This window comes from Brevundimonas sp. NPDC007368 (assembly GCF_042869015.1).
Classification (GTDB): Bacteria; Pseudomonadota; Alphaproteobacteria; order Caulobacterales; family Caulobacteraceae; genus Brevundimonas.
This window is the reverse complement of record NZ_JBIAFA010000003.1, coordinates 189541-206190: the sequence shown is the minus strand read 5'-3', so window position 1 is coordinate 206190 and position 16650 is coordinate 189541. Positions and strand designations below refer to the sequence as shown.

Genomic DNA, 16650 nt, shown 5'->3' with positions numbered 1-16650 from the left:
TCAACCGACCACGCGGGGCTGGGGAATGGGCAGGATGAACCGACCGCCCGCCGCCCGATAGGCTTCCAACTGCTCCATGATCTCGTCGGCGAAATTCCAGGCCAGGATCAGCAGATAGTCGGGCCGGGTCTCGGCGATGACCTGGGGCGAGACGACGGGAATCCGCATCCCCGGGGACCAGCGGCCCTGCTTCAGCGTGTTGCGGTCGGCCAGATACTCCAGCAGGTCCGGCCCGATGCCGAAGTAGTTGAGCAGGGTGTTGCCCTTGGCCGGGGCGCCATAGCCCGCCAGCCTCATGCCCTGTTGCTTCAGGTCGTGAAGCAGGGCCATCAAGGTCTGGCGCATGACCTCGACCCGCTCGGCGTGGGCCACATAGGTTTCGCGCTCGAACAGGCCCGCGTCACGCTCGCGCTGCAGCCATTCGGCCACCACCGGCTTGGCCGGGCCGTGACGCCTCAGATAGAGCCGCATCGACCCGCCGTGGATCGGCAGGTCGTCGATGTCCACGACCTGAAGCCCGTGCGGGCGGCCGATGGCCTCGACGGAGGCGACGCTGAAGACCGACAGATGCTCGTGATAGACGGTGTCGAACTCGTTGAACTCGACGCAGGTCAGGGCCTGCGGCACCTCGATGACGAAGGTCCCGTCCGGCGCCAGCAGGGTCTCTATCCCCTCCATGAAGCCGTGCAGATCGTCGATGTGGTTCAGGGTGTTGGTGGTGACGATGACCTGGGCCGGTCCGTAGCGCGCCAGGATTTCATGGGCCGAATCCCGGGTGAAATAGGCGTTGAAGACCTCGATGCCCCTGTTTCTCGCCAGTTCTGCGATATTGGCCGAAGGGTCCACGCCCAGGACCTTGAGCCCCTGATCCTGACAGGCCGACAGCAGCAGGCCGTCATTGCAGCCGATATCGACCACCAGCTGGCCCGGCACGGTGATCAGTTCGTCCCGGAACCGCTCGGCCAGGGCGGCGAAATGCTTCGGCATGGTGGTCGAGGCCGACGGGACATAGACGTAGTCGACATAGAAGTCGGACGGCAGCTGATCCGGCACCTGGATCAGGCCGCACTCCAGACAGGCATGGGTGTCCAGCGGATAGCGCCGATCCGGCTGATCCAGCTTCTCGGGCCGCAGGAAGTCGTTGGCGGCGGGGTGGTCGCCCAGCGGCAGATAGCAGAACAGGTTGTCGGCGCCGCAGGCGCGGCAGGCGGCCATCGTGCTCATCTCGCTTCACCCTGTAAGGCCGAGCCCATTGCGACGCTTCGCAAGACATCCAGCGTTTGACGGGCGTTTTCGCTCCATCGCAGCGAACGACCGCGCTCGCGGCCGCGCCGTTGCAGGTCCCGCCGCAAGTCGTCGTCCTCCAACACCCGCCCGATGGCGTCGCTCAGGGCGTCCCGTTCAGGCGTGACCATCAGGGCGTGACCGCGCGCCACCTCGCCCAGCCCGCCGCGGTCGGCGGCCACCACGGCCACGCCGCAGGCCAGGGCCTCGATGGTCGTCATCGACCAGCCCTCGTATTCGGACGGATGCACGAAGACGCTGGCCGCCGCGTAGACGGGCACGATGTCGGTGTGATGCTCGATGACGCCGTCGGTCTGGACGACATGATCCGCGATGCCGAGCTTTTCGCAGAGGTCCGCCAGCGGCAAATCGGGCGGGCAGGGGCCGAACAGCAGCAGGCCATGGGGGATGTTTTTTGTCGCCCGCAGCCGGGCATAGGCCTCCAGCAGCATCGGGATGTTGCGCCGCGCCGAGCACTTGCCGACGAACAGGATGTAGGGCCGGTCGTGGCCGAAGAAGCGGGTGCGGACCGCCGACAGGACGGCCTCGTCCTCGACGGGAGCGAAGGCGTCGTCCGTCCCCTGATGCACGACGGCGATGCGTTCAGGCCGCACGCCGTAGTGCTCGACCACCAGATCCCGCGTTGACCGCGCCGGCACGATCACCGCGTCGGCCCGTCGGGCGCAGGCCCGGTGCAGCCGCGAATGGGTCTGGCGATAGACCCAGGAATGGGCCGCCGACTGCACCTCGTTGACGCTGTGGGTGGCCACCACCATCCGCCCGGGATAGGCCAGGGGCGCGGTATAGGCGGGGCAGAACAGCACGTCCTGCGACGCCGCCGCGCCGCGCAGACGCAAGGTCTCCCACGGCAGGCCCGACATGCCGGACTCCAGCAGCACCGGCCGGATGCGCGGGCTCAGCGCGGCCAGGTCCTCGTCCAGCGGGCGGCGCACGAACAGGGACACGGTCTCGTCGCCTTCAAGCTGGTTCGCCCAGTGGCGCAGCATGTATTCGATGTAGCGCCCTACGCCGAACCGCTGTCCGGCCAGGCGTTGACCGTTGACCGCGATGCTCAGGCTCACCGATGGCGCTCTGCAAAGGCGCGGAACTCCTCGTGGACATAGTCGATCTGCGCCTGGCTGAGGCCGTGGTGACAGGCCAGCAGCATACCCCCGCGCATGACACGGTCGGCGTTGGGGTATCCTTCTGCGGCCTCGCGGCGCTGAATATCCTTGAAGCCCGGCTGGCGCAGGATGTTGCCGGTGAAGACGGTGCGGGTCTGGATGCCGCGCGTCTCGAGGTAGATCTGCAACGCGCGCCGGGAGAAGGGGGCGTCGTCGCGGACGATGATCGGATAGGCCAGCCAGCCGGTGGTCGATTCCGCCATCTGACGCGGCAGGATCAGCCAGTCCTCATAGGCGGCGAAGAAGGCGGCGTGCTGGTCGAAATGGCGGGCGCGGGCCGCGACATTGGCGTCCAGCCGGCTCAGCTGCACCAGACCAAAGGCCGCGCCCATCTCGGACGGCTCGAAGTTGTAGCCGATGTCCGAGAAGACGAACTTGGCGTCATAGGGGATGCCGCCGACATCGACGTTGAAACGGTTCTCGATGGCCTCGGAATCATCGAACAGCGACGAGTTGCGGCCCCAGCTGCGCAGCAGCCGCGCCTTGTCGCGCCAGTCGTCGCGGTTGACGCACAACATGCCGCCGTTGCCGGCGCAGTTGATGACGTGAGAGCCGTAGAAGCTGGTGGTGCTGATGTCCGACCGGGCGCCCGTGCTTACCCCGCGCAGGGTGGCGCCCAGGGTGTCGGCGGAGTCCTCGATGACCAGCAGGTCATGGGCGCGGGCGATGGCGGCGATGCGATCCCAGTCGGGCAGGTTGCCGATCAGGGACGGGATCATCATGGCCCGCGTGCGCGGCGTGATCGCCGCCTCGATCCGCTCGACGTCGATGTTGAAGGTGTCCGGCTCCACGTCGACGAAGGCCGGGATCAGCCGGTTCTTGACCAGGGGCGCGACCGTGGTGGCGAAAGTCAGGACCGGGGTGATGACCTCGGCCCCCTCGGGCAGGCCCAGCAGTTCGACGGCCAGATAATTGGCGCTGGAGCCCGAGTTGACCATCACCCCGTGGGTCTTGTCGAACAGGTCGGCGACGCGCTGCTGAAAGCGGCCCACATGGTCGCCCATCTGGGTTGAGCCGCGCAGGACCGCGACCACGGCGGCGATCTCTTCCTCGCCGTGAACGGTCTGGCCATAGGGGACGCGCATGGCGGCGCGGGGCGGAACCTCGACCTGGGTCATCCCGCGCTCCGCATCAGGGGGCTTTCGACCGGACGCCGCCGCCAGGGCGGATCGCCGCTGCGCCACAGCTCCTCGAGCAGGTTCTTCTCGCGCAGGGTGTCCATCGGCTGGAAGTAGCCCTCGTGCCGATAGGCGACCATCTGGCCGTCGCGGGCGATCCGATCCAGGGCATCGCGCTCCAGCGACGACTGCGGCCCGTCGATATAGTCCAGCACCTCGGGCTCGAAGACGAAGAAGCCGCCGTTGATCCAGTCGTTCGCCGTCTGGGGCTTTTCGGAAAAGCGGGTGACGGTGTCGCCGTCCATCTCCATGAGGCCGAACCGGGCGGGCGGGTGCATGGCCGTTACCGTCGCCAGCTTGCCGTGGGCCTTGTGGAAGGCGACCACCTCGTCGATCGGCACGTCGCTGAGCCCGTCGCCATAGGTGCACATGAAGGCCCCGTCGCGCAGGTGGTCGCGCAGGGACAGCAGCCGCCCCCCGGTCAGGGTCTCCAGCCCCGTGTCGATGCAGTGAACCCGCCAGTCCGGCGCCCCTTCGCCAATGAAGGTGCGCTCGCCGCTGCGCAGGTCCATGGCCCAGTCGGAGTGGTCGAAATGCAGGTTGCCGAAATACTGCTTGATGACCTCGCCCTTGTAGCCGCAGGCGATGACGAACTCGCGGAAGCCGTGGTCGGCATAGGCAGACATGATGTGCCACAGGATCGGATGGCCGCCGATCTCGACCATGGGCTTGGGCCGCAGCGAGGTTTCCTCGGCCAGCCGCGTCCCCAGTCCGCCGGCCAGAAGCACGGTCTTCATCGGGCCCACCCTGACGCTGCGCTGAGGGCGCGGGCTCCAACGTCGGCGAGGTGCGGAGTGCTGACGTTTCGCCCCATCGCATCGCCTGCCAGCGCCGCGTCCACGGCGGCGATCGAGGACGCGACCTTGTCGCAGCCCTCCAGCCAGTCGGCGTACCAGGTCGCCGTCGCCTCGACGGCGGCGGGCGTATCCAACAGCGGCCGCCACCCGAGGGCTCGCATCGCCTCGCCGGAATCGAGCGCCAGGCGTCTGGCCTCCGGCATCGTCGGTTCGGGCGACAGCCGCCAGTCGACGTCATGACCGGTTGCGGCGCCCCACAGGTCGAGCAGGCGGCGCACGCTGATCTCGCCGTCGGCGGGACCGAAGTTGAGGGCGGCGGGCGCGGTGTCGGGCGCCGTCATCAGCCGCTCGGTCAGAAACAGATAGCCCCGCAGAACGTCGAGCACATGCTGGAACGGCCGCGTCGCCTCGGGCTGGCGCAGGGTCAGGGTCGCGCGGGACCGGATCGCCCGCACCAGATCGGGGATCAGCCGCTCCTCGCCGAAGTCGCCGCCGCCGATGACATTGCCGGCCCGCGCCGTGGCCAGCGGCGGCAGTTCGCTCGCGAAGGACGCCCGCCAGGACGCCACGGCGATCTCGCAGGCCGCCTTGGAGGCGCTGTAGGGATCGGCGCCGCCCAGCGCAGCCTGCTCGGTGAAGGGGCGGCCCGCGCCGTCGTTGCGATAGACCTTGTCCGATGTCGCCACGAGCAGGGCCTGGACCCCCGGAAGGCTCCGCGTCGCCTGCATCAGGTTGATGGTCCCGCCCACATTGGTCGCGAAGGTTGCCGCCGGATCGCGATAGCCGCGACCGACGAAGGCCTGCGCCGCCAGATGCAGGACCACATCCGGCTGCGTCGCCCGGACGAAGGCGTGCAGCCGCTCCGCGTCGCGAATGTCGATCCGCTCGTCGCCGGCGAGGAGGGCGGGCAGGGCCAACGCCTGATAGGCGGTCGGTCCGGCCTCTAGAGCCAGGGAAGCGCCGATCACCTCGGCGCCGAGCCGATGCAGCATCAGGCACAGCCAGGCGCCCTTGAAACCGGTGTGTCCGGTGACCAGCACCCTGCGACCTTCCCAGAGGCCGGGCGTCAGCGATGCGTTCACACTCAAGCCCTCCGCCCGGTGAATCGTCTGACCAACGCCAGCGTGGCCGTGTCGTTCCTTAGAAAAATCAGCCAGGTCAGGGCCAGGCAGACGGCGGCGAACAGCGCCCTGGCGCCGAAGCCGGTCAGGCTGAACTCCGGCCCGCGCATGAACAGGGCTCCGCCCGCCGCGATGACGACCATCATCCAGACGACGCGGCTGTGGATTTGCGGCGTCAGGCTGACCCCGTGTTTCCACTTCAAACGAACCAGAATGGCGCCGGCGTAGAGGGCCATGCCCAGCGTCATCGCCGCCGGCGCGCCGATCAGACCCATACGCGGCAATAGCAGTTCGGTCAGCAGCGCCGACCCGCCAAAGCCGATCAGGGCCAGAACCGGCACGGAGACAAGATCGTCCAGGCCGATGAGAAGCTGCAGGCAGATGTAGGAAATCTGCGTCAGGCACTGCCACAGCACGAAGCTGAACAGGATGTGGGCGGCGGGTGTGAACTGGTCCGTATAGAGGATGCGGATGATGGTCTGGGGGAAGCAGAGGATCGGAATGATCGCCAGGATCATGACCGGCAGCAAACTCATCATGAAGCGCTCGCAGGCCGCGACCTTGTCCGCCGTCGGGGCTTTGCGGCTCAGGATCGGGATCAGGTAGAGGTTGATCAGCGGCGTCAGCACGGCGCCCGCCGTCAGGGCGATGCTCATTCCGCTCTGGAAGAAACCCGCGGGCGTTTCGCCCATATGGGCCAGCACCAGGTAGCGGATCAGGAACAGGCTTCCCGCCGACAGAACCATGGTCAGGTAGAAGCCGGCCGAGGCCGGGAAGTGCCGCAGGGCCTCGGCGACGCCGCCTTCGCCTCGCCGTCCCATGACCCAGCGCACGCCGACGTCGCGGAACAGGAACAGGCCCGCGCCGACGGTGCTCAGCAGGCCCGCGATCGCCGTCCCGGCGTACAGACCGTTCAATCCGTCCAGGGCGACGCCGATCACCGCCCCCGCCGCCAGGGCGAAGGCGACGGCGAAATTCATCATGGCTGCGCCGACAGGCCGCTGCGCCGCCGCCAGGGTGTTGGCCGCCAGGATCGCCAGCATGGCCGCCGGAACGCACAGGGCGGCCAGCTTCAGATAGGACAGATAGGGCGTCAGCTCCCGACCGATCCACTCGGGCCTGAACTGCAGGATCAGCAGGAGGATCAGGGTGCTGAGCAGGCCCGCCGTCAGGATCGCCCTGGCGAACCCGGCTGCGACGCGCTGGAACTGCATCTGACCCTCGCTATGGGCCTGGGCCATGTATTTCAGGCTGGCGAACGGCATCCCCAACGCGCCCAGTTGGACCACGGTCATGATCAACTGATCGATGGTGGCCGCCACGCCGAAGCCGGACGGCGACAGCATTACGGCCAGGATCTTGGCCCGCCCCAGCGCCACCAGGGTCATCAGGACCTGCAGGGCCGCGATCCACACCAGCGGACTGCCCCAGATTCGTCGGCCTCGCTCGTTCGACGCTGTCGTCATCGGCGTGACGCCCCTCAATGGGTTCGGCGTTTCTCTCGCCGGACCTTCACTGAACGCCCGAAATTCGATGACTGCAACTAGACCGTAACTCAGGCGTATTGAGCATTGAGCGTGGAGTGGTGGCGGCAGGTACTCATTTTACAAATAATGAGCCGATGAATTCTCGGCGTCGCGATGGTCGGCGTCTGATTTCGCCGGCGGATGGTCGAGACCGGTGGATAGTCATTCGGATGAAGAGGGGCGAATGCACGCGGATCGCGGACTGTTCCGTGGCCGCGACGGGCTTGGCCGGGCAGGGATGGCCGTGCGGAAAGGACGGCGCGCCGTCCGGCGCAAGAGCGCCCTGCCCATCGGCCTGTCCGACGCCCTGATCACGGCGGCTTTCGGCGTCGGCATCGTTGTGGTCTGGGTTCTGCTGGTCATTCGCCTGGGGTGGGTCGGCGGCTTCTTCGCGGGGTGGATCGTCGCGCCTGTGACGGGGGTGGCCTCGGCCCTTCTGATGGCGGTCTGGACGATCCCGCTGCGCAACGAGGACGTGCTGAGCTTCAAGCGGCGGCGCCGGCATTTCGAACCCGACGCCTCGACGTCAGCCCGGCGCAAGAGCATCTCGGTGGTGATGCCGGTCTATAATGGCGAGCCCTACCTGAGGGTCAGTCTGCCGCCGCTGATCGCCATGCTGGCCGACGGCGCCCTGGCCGAGGTCCTGATCATCGACGACGGCTCGACCGACGCCTCGGCCGCCTACGCCAGGGAACTCGGCGCCACGGTGATCAGTTCTGGCGGGCGCATGGGGCCGGGCGCAGCGCGCAATCTGGCCATCGCCCACGCGCGCGGCGAGATCCTGTGGTTCGTCGACGCCGACGTGGTCGTCCACCCCGGCAGCGCCCATTACATCCAGAGCGCCTTTTGCGCGCCCAATGTGGTCGCCGTCTTCGGCTCCTATGACGACCGGCCCGCGGCGCCCAATTTCGGATCCCAGTACAAGAATCTGGTGCACCACCATTATCATCAGCACGCCGACATCGACGCCTCGACCTTCTGGTCCGGTTGCGGCGCGGTCGACAAGGCGGCCTTCGCAGAGGTCGGAGGGTTCGACGCCGAAACCTTCCGGATGCCGTCCGTCGAGGACGTGGACCTGGGTTACAAGCTTCGTCAGGCCGGGGGCGCCATTCGCCTGGATCGACGCCTGTTGAGCACCCACCTCAAGGTCTGGTCGGTGACTGAACTGGTCCGGACCGACATCTTCCGCCGCGCCATCCCCTGGGCCCGGATGATGCTGAAGCGTTCGGAAATCCTCGACGATCTGAACGTCGGCACCTTCGAGCGTCTGCGGGCGCTGCTGGCGGCCTTGCTGATCCTCGTGACGATCGCGGCGGTCGTGGGCTGGATCAGCCCCTGGTGGCTGGGGCCCATGCTGCTGACCATCCTGACGGCGAACTGGCACCTGTTTCGGCTCTTCTACCGCCGCCGCGGCCTGCTGTTCGCCGTCGCGGGACTACTGTTCCATCAGGTCTATTATCTCTACAGCGCCGCCGCCTTCGTCGGGTGCTGGCTGGAGTTCAGGCTTTCCGGGCGCTCGGCGCGAACGGCGGAGGCCTCATGATTGCACCGCATGACGCCGAGCCTGCGCCGCCCGTCGCCGTGCTGATCGGTCTGGTCAGCACCGAGGACGCCGATCGCATTATGGAAACCCTGGCCGCGCTGGCGAACGACCGCGACCATGCCTGCGAGGTGGTTCTTGTGGACCGGCGCCAGGATCAGGTCAGCGCCGAGATCGGCCGACGGTTTCCCGGAGTCCTGCTGCTGCCTTGCCCCGCCGAGGCGACCTTGCCGGCCATGCGCGCCCTGGCCCTGTCGCGCAGTCGGGCCGCGATCGTGGCGGTGACCGAGGATCATTGCGTGCCCTGCGACGGCTGGCTGGGTCAGATCGTGGACGCCTTCGACGCCGACCCTGGTCTTACCGCCGTCGGCGGCCCCGTTCAGAACGGCGTCTTCGATACGGGGCTGGATTGGGCGACTTTTCTTTGTGAATACAGCTTCTTCTATCCGCCTCTTGATGAAGGGGCGACAGCGGTTCTGCCGGGCATGAACGTCGCCTATCGCCGCGAGGCCCTGACGGCCTTGCCGGCCCAGGCCCTGACCGACGGCTTCTGGGAGACGACGGTTCATCCGCGGCTGATAGCGGCGGGCGGGCGCTTTCAGTCGCGAAACTGCATGGTCATGTTTCACTGCAAGCGCTTCTCGGCAGGGCTCTTTCTGCGTCAGAGGTTCGTCTATTCGCGCTACTACGCCGGCTTGCGTTTCCCCGCTCGTCAGACGGCGAAGCGGGCGGTCGCCGCCGTGGCTTCGCTGGCCCTGCCGCCGGTCCTGCTGCTGCGCATCGTGCGCTCCTGTCTGGCCAAGGGGCTGCGCGGTCCGCTGCTGAGGGCCTTGCCGTCCCTGCTGCCCATGGTCTGCGTCTGGGCCGCCGGCGAGTCCTGGGGCTATGTCCGGGGTCCGGGGCGCGCCCTGGCCGAGATCGAATGACCGGGCGGATCGCGTTCTGCTGTCCGGCCTGTCGCGGGCCGGTGTCGATGCAGGCGGACGCCTATCGCTGCGACGCCTGCCGTCTCAGCTTTCCGATCCTGTACGGCGTTCCTGATTTCCGCCTTCGGTCCGACCGCTACCTGACCCTGGAGCAGGAGCGCTTGAAGGCGGCGCGACTGGCCGACTTCGCCCGCACCCACAGCTTCGCCGACCTGCTGACCTTCTACTATTCGATCACCGACGACGTGCCGCCCGAACTGGCGGTGCGGTATGGGGACTACGCCATGACCGGGCCGGAGCGGGCCTGTGCGGTCCTCGCCGATCTGGCCCCCCTCACTGCGCAGGACCGGCTTCTGGACGTGGGGTGCGGGGCGGGAGGCATGATAGTCGCCGCCGCGCGGCAGGGCGTCGAGGCGGTCGGCGTGGATATCGCCCTGCGCTGGCTGGTCATCGCCCGCAAGCATCTGGAAAGCCACGGGCTGGAGGCCGTGCTGGTCTGCGCCGACGCCGAGGCCCTGCCGTTCGCCGATGGCGGCTTCACCCGCGTCGCCGCCGTCGATGTGGTCGAGCACGTCCGCGACCCCGAAGCCTTCGTCGCTGAATGCGGGCGGCAACTGGTCGAGGGCGGGCGATTGTGGATCAGCGCCACGAACCGGCTCTGGCCAGGCCCGCATCCCTCGGTCGGCCTGTGGGCCGCAGGCTGGCTTCCCGAGTCCGTTCGCACCGCGCGCCTGACCCGGCTGCGAGGCGTCGACTCGCTGCGGTTCGTCCACCTGCTGTCGCCCTTCCGCGTCATGCGGGCCTGCCGCGAACGCGGCCTTCGCATCCTCAGTCGCCGGCCGCGCGCCGCGCCGGGCGGGCGGGGCGTCGTGCGCCGTCTCTATGCCGGTCTGGCGCGCACGCCGGGTTTCAGCGCCCTTCTGTTCGTCGCCGGCCCGGCCTTTCAGATGATCGCCGCCCGTCCTCAGGGAGACCGTCCATGAAGTTCGGATTGATCGGCGCCGGCGGCATAGGCGCCATTCGGGCGGCCGCGCTTAAGGCGTCAAAGGCTTGCGAACTGACGGCCATCAGCGATCTGGACGCGCCGCGCGCCCGCGCCCTGGCCCCCCAGGCTCGTTTCCATGCGACGGCCGAGGCCCTGTTAGACGATCCGGCCGTCGAGGCGGTGGTGATCTCGACCCCGCCTCAGTTCCATGAGCCCCTGGCCGTCGCGGCGCTGGACGCGGGCAAGCACGTCCTGGTCGAAAAGCCCATGGCCCCGACCCTTGAGGCTTGCCACAGCATGGTTGAGGCCGCCGCGCGCAACGGGCGGCTGTTGAGCGTCGGCTTCAATCATCGCTATTTCGACGCGGTCAAACGGGTGCGCGAGGCCATCGCCTCGGGCGCGATCGGCGCCCTGACCCACGTCAAGGGCTTCACCGGCCACACCGGCCTGTCCGAGTTCAAGGCCGCCTGGATGTACGACCCCGCCGTCATGGGCGGCGGCGCCCTGGCCGACAACGGGGTGCATATGCTGGACCTGTGCCGCCACCTGATGGGCGAGGTGGCCGAGGTCTATGGTCATGCCTCCAGCAGCGTCTGGAACCTGGGCGCAGCCGAGGACAACGCCTTCGCCTTGATGCGTTCCGACGCGGGCGTGGTCGGCAGCCTTCACGCCAGTTGGAGCGAGTGGAAGGGCTATCGCTTCCACATCGAAGCCTATGGTGATCGCGGCATGGCCCGCGCCTACTACGCCCCCATGATGTCCACGGTGATCCAGCTGGACCGACCGGGCGGCAAGGGCAGGACCGAGCGGAACTTCTATCCCGCCGCCATCGTCCGCGAGCGCCTGTCGGGCTGGCAGAGCACGGTGATCCGCGGCTTCGTCGAGGAGTTCGCCGACTTCGTCGAGGTCGCCGAAGGCCGCGCGGGCAGCGGGCGTCTGGCCACCGGCTTCGACGGCCTCCGCGCGGTCGAGATGGGCAAGGCGGTCTACGCCAGCGGCCCAAGTGGGCGTTCCGTAGCGCTGTCGCCGCGCGCCTGAGCCTCAGTCGATCAGGCTCTCGTCCCCGCCGCGCCCGGTCAGATAGCCGAGGCATTCGCCCGCCGACCAGCCCGCCTCGACCCACAGCAGATGCGGCCAGAAGCGCCAGAAGGCGACGCGGCAGGTCTCGATGCGCCGGGCGTGGCGATAGATACGCGCCACCCTGAGGAAGGGCAGCAGAGGCGTAAACAACGCCGCCGCCAGCCGGGGCGGGGCGTCGGGCTGCTTCAGGCGATGCGCGGCATAGGCTCGGCCATGCCGATACCGCCGACGGCGATAGGGGCCGAGCGCGAAGGTCTTGTGGTGGATGACCAGGCAGTCCGGGGCCAGCTCAGGCGACATCCTCCCCAGCAGCGCGGTCTTGACGAAGCCATGGGCGGCCAGGTCCGCCGGGTCGCCTGTCGCGGTTCGGGGCAGGATCAGATTGGCCCCGGCCACCTCGGTACCCGTCGCTATGATGGGGCGATGAAACTGAACATATTCCGTTAGATATCCTATTATTCTCATGTCTTGCGCGCTGTATCTCGGCTCTACGGGGCCGAAGAAGGCGGCGGGGCTGTCGTCCAGTCGATCCAGCACGGCGTCCAGCCAGCCCGGCGCCGGCACGGACTGCGCGTCCAGAATGGCGACGTAGCGCGCCGTCGTGCGGCCTATGCCCGTCCCCCACAGTCGAAACACCGAGACCGGCTCGGTCGCCAGGTACAGGCGCACGCCCTCGGGCGGCGGGGGATGGAGCCGGGTCGTGCTGTCACCCAGGATGTGGACCTCGACCTCCGGCCGGTCCAGGACGCCCGACGTCTCCAGCATGCGGTTCAGAGCCGCTGCATCGCAGGCCCCCTTGGCGGCGAAGATCAGGGCCAGCGTCACCATTCGCCGCACCGGATCACAGCGCCGGGCTCGGCCTCGTAGCAGGCCAGCAGCAGCCGCAGCGTGTGGCGCGCGTCGTCCAGCGTATAGGGCGGCGGGCGTCCAGCGTTGATCGCTTCGATGCTCATGCCCAGCAGCCGCGCGGTGGCGTCGGCGAACAGGTCGAGGGGGGCGGTGGCGATCCGCTGGCTGGCCTCGTCGCGATAGAGCTTGGCCTTGCCGGCCATGGCCATGTCCAGCTCGACAAAGGGCCGCTTGGTCCGGGGGCGCAGCCCCGCCTTGACCTGCATCCGCCCGCCCAGACTGGTCTCGATGGCCGCCTCGGTTCCATCCAACCGAATGTCGAGATAGCGATGCCGCCCGCGTGTCAGCCGATCCAGGGTGATCTGGGCGAAGCGGTCGCCCGAGAACTCCAGCTCCAGCAGGTTCAGATAGTCGGGCCCTCCGGGTCGCCCCGGTCGCGGCATCCGCGCACGCAAGCTCAGCGGCCGCTCGCCGTAGAAGAACTGGGCCAGGTCCAGAACATGGGTGCCGAACTCCTTCAGCGTGCGCTGCGGATCGGCACCGCGCCAGCCTTCCTCGGTCTCGGGCGTGACGACGAAGCTCTGCTGGATCATGACGAACTGCAGGTCGCCGAAGCCGGGCTGGGCCATGCGCCGCTTGGCCTGCCAGTGGATCGGCATGAAGGGGAACTCGCTGTTCACGATCACCTGTCGCCGTCGTTCGGCGGACAGTGCGGCGATGGCGTCGGCGTCGGCCAGCGTCTCGGCTAGCGGCTTCTCACAGAAGACATGACAATCGGCCAACAGGGCGCGCCGCGTCAGCTCGACGTGGGAAGCGGGCGGCGTGGCGACCACCACCATGTCGGGGCGGGCCTCGGCCAGCATCTGATCGACGGACGCGAAGCCGGGCAGACCCAGGGCCTCGCCGCCGCCCTGCACGTCATAGGCGCCGACGATCTGGACGTTCTTCAGCTTCTTGAGGGCGGGCAGGTGGATGGTTCGCCCGGCCTTGCCTAGGCCGACAATGGCGATCCGTCCGACGGCTTCCTGCACCAATTTATTGTTTTCAGAATAAGTCATTACGAGCGATTGCGAATCTGACGAATGAGGCGACGCAGACCGATGTAGCCGCGCCCGGAGGCGTGGTGGAGTCGCCGTATCAGCCAGGGATGTCGCAGGTAATGGCTGTCGAGGCGCGGCAGCTGGGCTGCGTCGTCCCTGCCGCTTAGATCGGCCAATCGGGTGGTGAATCCGGCCCGATAGCGTCGTCCGGCCTCGGCTCGAACGGCGGCGTCATGCCGGCCATAGGGGTAGGCGAAATAGCGCGGCCGTCGCCCCAGCCGGTCCGTGATAATCCGGTCCGCCGTCTCCATTTCCTCAGAGACTTGCGGCGCCGACAGAGCGCGCAGGTCGGGGTGGCGGTGGGTATGGCTCTCGATGCGGACGCCACCGTCATGCAGGGCCTCGATCTGATCCCAGGTCATCATGGCATAGCGCGGCGCGGACGCGGGCTGCCCCGGCCAGGCGTTGTCCTGGCCCACATAGGCGGTCGGCAGGAACAGGTGGGCGGGCGCGTCAAACGCTTTAAGGATCGGCAGGGCCGCCTCGTGCACGCTGGCCAGTCCGTCGTCGAAGGTCAGGGCCACGCCTTCCTGCGTCGCCGGATCGAGTAGGGCGTCCAACGTCAGGATCGGCGTCCCCGTCGCCAGCAGGGTCTCCACCAGCGTCCGAAAGGCCTCGGGCGGATAGGACAGGGGCGACCGCACATGATCGACGGCGTGAAAGGTCAGGACGGCCTTCATGGGCGGGCCCCTTCATCGGCGCGCTTCTGTTCCAGAACGCGCGCGATCAGCGCCTCATAGCGATCCAGGTGGCGATCGAGCGTGTGTTGCGCTTCGTATCCGGCGCGCGCCGCAGCCCCCAGGCGCTGTCGCAGGTCCGGCTGGGTCGCCAGGTCGCGCAGCAAGATCTCCAGCTCGGCCTCATTGCGATAGACCAGCCCGCCGCCGGTTTGCTGGATCGTCTCGACCGCCCCGCCGGCGCTGGCCGCGACCAGGGAGGGCGTGCCGCAGGCGGCGGCTTCGACCACCCCCAGACCGAAGGTCTCGGGCGCCAGAGACGGCAGGATCAGGGCGGCGGCCCGGGCGTAGTGCCGGGCCAGTTCGGCCTGGGGCAGGGGACCGAAGAACCGGATATTGGGGCTGGTCGCATAGGCCCGCTCCAGCGCGGCGCGTTGGTCGCCGTCGCCGATCACCAGAAGCCGATACTGCGGCAGACGGGCGAAGACCCGCAGCAGCGGGGCCACCCCCTTCGACGCGGTGACACGGCCCACGATGACGAAAGTCGAAAGCGAAACCGGCGGGGCCTTGGCCGGCGCGGGAAAGGCGGCGAACAGCGGCAGAACCTCGATGACCCGTCCCAGCGCGGCGTGCTTCTCGGCGGTGAAGGCGCTGGGGGCGATCATCTGATCGACATGGTCCAGGGCGTTTCGGATCAATGGCCCATAGCGCCACAACTGCGGCGGCACGCGGGACTTGATGCAGCAGCTCAGGCAGGTCGGCCCGTCGCAAGCGCGATTGCGCGCTTTCCAGAAGATGTGGGTGGGGCAGATCAGCCAGTGTTCGTGCAGGGTGTAGAGCGTGACCGGGGCGCGGCTGTAGGTCAGCACGCCGGGCCCTCCGACCAGCGAGATGTTGTGGAAGTTGACCACGTCGAACCGGCCCTCGCCAAGCAGGCGCTTCAAGGCGGCGGCCTTCAGTCCCGGCCGACCCGTCTGCTGGGTGATCAGGGGCGATAACGGCCCCCCTCGACTACGCAGGCGGTGCACCCGCACGCCAGGATCCTCGATGATTGGTTCGTCGGGCCCCCGGCCGCCTAGCAGGTCATAGGCATCCTGACAGTGGATCACCTCGACTTCATGCCCCCGCGCGGCCAGTCCGCGCGACAGGTTGCGCACATAGGTGGCGTCGCCGCCGAAGCTGTAGGGGGGATAGAAGGTGGTGACCATGCCCAGGCGCATCAGCGGACCCGCCCGAACCGTTCCAGAACGTCGAGGGTGGCCGCCGCCGCCGCCGGCCAGCTGAGTTGCGCAGCGCGGATCAGGCTGGCGCGCCGCAGCTGATCCATCAGGGCCGCGTCGGTCGCGGTTCGGACGATGACCCGCGCCATGTCGTCGACGTCCAGCGGATCGAAGAAGGCCCCTGCCGGACCGACCACTTCGGCCACGGCGCCGTTAGCCGTGGCGATGACCGGGGTGCCGCAGGCGATGGCCTCGGCGGCGGGCAGGCCGAACCCTTCGGACAGGGCGGGCATGGCGACCACATGGGCGGCGCTATAGAGGCTGACCAGATCCTCGTCCGAGACGAAGCCTGTGAAATGGACGCGCCGCGCCAACCGCGCGTCGCCGTCGATCAGGGCCTTCAGTTCCTCAAAGTTGGAGTGAAACCCGTCCCCCTCGGGGTCGCCGACGAAGACGAGGCTGAGGTCGTTCAGGCGAGGATCGGCGGCGGCTTTCGCATAGGCCTGAGCCAGCCGAAGCAGGTTCTTGTGGGGCGCCAGGCCGCCGACATAGAGCAGCAGCCGGTCGTCGCGTGGCAAGGCCAGCCGGGCGCGCATCTCGTTCAGACGCGCCGGGTCTGAGACGCGCGCGAAGATCGGATCGGCGGCTTCCAGCACCACCTCGATCTTGCCGCGCGGGATCTTCAGAAAGCGCACGATCTCCTCGCGCGCGGCCTCGGACACGGTGGTGAAGCCCGCCGCAGTTCGACGCGCCAGCCAGGTCTTCAGGTTCCAGAAGAAGCGACCGACGCGGTCGGGAAAGACCAGGTCGGAATAGTGCTCGGCGATGGCGTCATGGAAGGTGATGACCGTCGGGGCGCTCCCCCCGGTCGGGAACCAGGAATAGACCGCCGGGAAGTAGAGAACATCCAGCGTCTGGCCCACGACAACGCGACGAAAGCGTAGCATATCCGATAGCTTGCGGCGACCTTCCGCCACAGCGGATGAAGTGACGGTGGCGCTGGTTTCGACGCGGACCACATGGACGTCGGGCCGGATCATCTCGGGCGCGGGCTCGCGGTCGATGAAGAGATAGATCTCATGTCCCCGGCGGTCGGCCAGGATGGCGGTGATCAACTGCCGGCTGAAGCGTCCGAAGCCCCGGCGGTTCCACCAGCAGGTTGCATCGATCCCGATCCGCATCG

15 protein-coding genes are annotated in these 16650 nt (G+C 68.1%); 4 read left to right on the top strand and 11 right to left on the bottom strand.

What is annotated here, in order from left to right:
* Genes ACFYLW_RS07615 through ACFYLW_RS07590 form a run of 6 tightly spaced genes read right to left on the bottom strand, consistent with a single transcriptional unit; the run spans position 1 to position 7030 of the window.
* Positions 1–1224, bottom strand: coding sequence for a class I SAM-dependent methyltransferase (locus ACFYLW_RS07615; protein ID WP_312062844.1), 1224 nt, complete (start codon positions 1222–1224; stop codon positions 1–3).
* Complete coding sequence (locus ACFYLW_RS07610; RefSeq protein WP_312062846.1) at positions 1221–2366, bottom strand: glycosyltransferase family 1 protein; 1146 nt, start codon at positions 2364–2366, stop codon at positions 1221–1223. The genes ACFYLW_RS07615 and ACFYLW_RS07610 overlap by 4 nt, the downstream gene beginning before the upstream one ends.
* A complete protein-coding gene (locus ACFYLW_RS07605) occupies positions 2363–3586 on the bottom strand; it encodes an aminotransferase class I/II-fold pyridoxal phosphate-dependent enzyme (protein WP_312062848.1) in 1224 nt (407 codons plus the stop codon). The genes ACFYLW_RS07610 and ACFYLW_RS07605 overlap by 4 nt, the downstream gene beginning before the upstream one ends.
* Positions 3583–4383 (bottom strand): glucose-1-phosphate cytidylyltransferase, encoded by an 801-nt coding sequence (gene rfbF / locus ACFYLW_RS07600; RefSeq protein ID WP_312062850.1) that lies wholly within the window; start codon positions 4381–4383, stop codon positions 3583–3585. Before rfbF ends, ACFYLW_RS07605 begins: the two co-directional genes overlap by 4 nt.
* Positions 4380–5525 carry a CDP-glucose 4,6-dehydratase gene (gene rfbG / locus ACFYLW_RS07595; protein WP_312062852.1) on the bottom strand — a complete coding sequence of 382 codons (1146 nt, stop codon included), beginning with the start codon at positions 5523–5525 and terminating at the stop codon, positions 4380–4382. The genes rfbF and rfbG overlap by 4 nt, the downstream gene beginning before the upstream one ends.
* Before the next feature lie 2 nt (positions 5526–5527).
* A complete protein-coding gene (locus tag ACFYLW_RS07590; protein ID WP_312062854.1) occupies positions 5528–7030 on the bottom strand; it encodes a hypothetical protein in 1503 nt (500 codons plus the stop codon).
* A gap of 244 nt (positions 7031–7274) precedes the next feature.
* Here ACFYLW_RS07590 and ACFYLW_RS07585 point away from each other — a divergent pair, with 244 nt between their 5' ends.
* The 4 genes from ACFYLW_RS07585 to ACFYLW_RS07570 are packed head-to-tail and all read left to right on the top strand — an operon-like array spanning position 7275 to position 11579.
* Positions 7275–8633 carry a glycosyltransferase family 2 protein gene (locus ACFYLW_RS07585; protein WP_312062855.1) on the top strand — a complete coding sequence of 453 codons (1359 nt, stop codon included), beginning with the start codon at positions 7275–7277 and terminating at the stop codon, positions 8631–8633.
* Positions 8630–9556: a glycosyltransferase family A protein gene (locus tag ACFYLW_RS07580; protein WP_312062857.1), complete on the top strand. Its 927-nt coding sequence runs from the start codon at positions 8630–8632 to the stop codon at positions 9554–9556. Before ACFYLW_RS07585 ends, ACFYLW_RS07580 begins: the two co-directional genes overlap by 4 nt.
* On the top strand, positions 9553–10539 hold the full coding sequence (locus tag ACFYLW_RS07575) for a methyltransferase domain-containing protein (RefSeq protein ID WP_312062859.1): 987 nt from the start codon (positions 9553–9555) through the stop codon (positions 10537–10539). Before ACFYLW_RS07580 ends, ACFYLW_RS07575 begins: the two co-directional genes overlap by 4 nt.
* Positions 10536–11579, top strand: a complete 1044-nt coding sequence (locus ACFYLW_RS07570; RefSeq protein ID WP_312062861.1) for a Gfo/Idh/MocA family oxidoreductase — start codon at positions 10536–10538, stop codon at positions 11577–11579. The genes ACFYLW_RS07575 and ACFYLW_RS07570 overlap by 4 nt, the downstream gene beginning before the upstream one ends.
* 3 nt (positions 11580–11582) lie before the next feature.
* On the opposite strand, the gene ACFYLW_RS07565 is transcribed toward ACFYLW_RS07570, so the two are convergent.
* Genes ACFYLW_RS07565 through ACFYLW_RS07545 form a run of 5 tightly spaced genes read right to left on the bottom strand, consistent with a single transcriptional unit; the run spans position 11583 to position 16648 of the window.
* Complete coding sequence (locus tag ACFYLW_RS07565) at positions 11583–12449, bottom strand: hypothetical protein (protein WP_312062863.1); 867 nt, start codon at positions 12447–12449, stop codon at positions 11583–11585.
* Complete coding sequence (locus ACFYLW_RS07560; protein WP_312062864.1) at positions 12443–13528, bottom strand: Gfo/Idh/MocA family oxidoreductase; 1086 nt, start codon at positions 13526–13528, stop codon at positions 12443–12445. The genes ACFYLW_RS07565 and ACFYLW_RS07560 overlap by 7 nt, the downstream gene beginning before the upstream one ends.
* Complete coding sequence (locus ACFYLW_RS07555; RefSeq protein WP_312062865.1) at positions 13528–14250, bottom strand: polysaccharide deacetylase family protein; 723 nt, start codon at positions 14248–14250, stop codon at positions 13528–13530. Before ACFYLW_RS07555 ends, ACFYLW_RS07560 begins: the two co-directional genes overlap by 1 nt.
* The gene (locus ACFYLW_RS07550; RefSeq protein ID WP_312062866.1) at positions 14247–15467 is read right to left on the bottom strand and encodes a glycosyltransferase family 4 protein; all 1221 of its coding nucleotides are present in this window, start codon (positions 15465–15467) and stop codon (positions 14247–14249) included. The genes ACFYLW_RS07555 and ACFYLW_RS07550 overlap by 4 nt, the downstream gene beginning before the upstream one ends.
* On the bottom strand, positions 15467–16648 hold the full coding sequence (locus ACFYLW_RS07545; RefSeq protein WP_312062868.1) for a glycosyltransferase family 1 protein: 1182 nt from the start codon (positions 16646–16648) through the stop codon (positions 15467–15469). The genes ACFYLW_RS07550 and ACFYLW_RS07545 overlap by 1 nt, the downstream gene beginning before the upstream one ends.
* Between the last annotated feature and the right edge of the window lie 2 nt (positions 16649–16650).

What these genes read in the sequence shown, in the direction of transcription:
- ACFYLW_RS07550 (WP_312062866.1), bottom strand. Translation starts at nt 15,467, where the DNA reads ATGCGCCTGGGCATGGTCACCACCTTCTATCCCCCCTACAGCTTCGGC.
- ACFYLW_RS07560 (WP_312062864.1), bottom strand. Translation starts at nt 13,528, where the DNA reads ATGACTTATTCTGAAAACAATAAATTGGTGCAGGAAGCCGTCGGACGG.
- ACFYLW_RS07605 (WP_312062848.1), bottom strand. Translation starts at nt 3,586, where the DNA reads ATGACCCAGGTCGAGGTTCCGCCCCGCGCCGCCATGCGCGTCCCCTAT.
- ACFYLW_RS07555 (WP_312062865.1), bottom strand. Translation starts at nt 14,250, where the DNA reads ATGAAGGCCGTCCTGACCTTTCACGCCGTCGATCATGTGCGGTCGCCC.
- rfbF (WP_312062850.1), bottom strand. Translation starts at nt 4,383, where the DNA reads ATGAAGACCGTGCTTCTGGCCGGCGGACTGGGGACGCGGCTGGCCGAG.
- ACFYLW_RS07570 (WP_312062861.1), top strand. Translation starts at nt 10,536, where the DNA reads ATGAAGTTCGGATTGATCGGCGCCGGCGGCATAGGCGCCATTCGGGCG.
- ACFYLW_RS07580 (WP_312062857.1), top strand. Translation starts at nt 8,630, where the DNA reads ATGATTGCACCGCATGACGCCGAGCCTGCGCCGCCCGTCGCCGTGCTG.
- ACFYLW_RS07615 (WP_312062844.1), bottom strand. Translation starts at nt 1,224, where the DNA reads ATGAGCACGATGGCCGCCTGCCGCGCCTGCGGCGCCGACAACCTGTTC.
- ACFYLW_RS07575 (WP_312062859.1), top strand. Translation starts at nt 9,553, where the DNA reads ATGACCGGGCGGATCGCGTTCTGCTGTCCGGCCTGTCGCGGGCCGGTG.
- ACFYLW_RS07545 (WP_312062868.1), bottom strand. Translation starts at nt 16,648, where the DNA reads ATGCGGATCGGGATCGATGCAACCTGCTGGTGGAACCGCCGGGGCTTC.
- ACFYLW_RS07565 (WP_312062863.1), bottom strand. Translation starts at nt 12,449, where the DNA reads ATGGTGACGCTGGCCCTGATCTTCGCCGCCAAGGGGGCCTGCGATGCA.
- ACFYLW_RS07585 (WP_312062855.1), top strand. Translation starts at nt 7,275, where the DNA reads ATGCACGCGGATCGCGGACTGTTCCGTGGCCGCGACGGGCTTGGCCGG.
- ACFYLW_RS07590 (WP_312062854.1), bottom strand. Translation starts at nt 7,030, where the DNA reads ATGACGACAGCGTCGAACGAGCGAGGCCGACGAATCTGGGGCAGTCCG.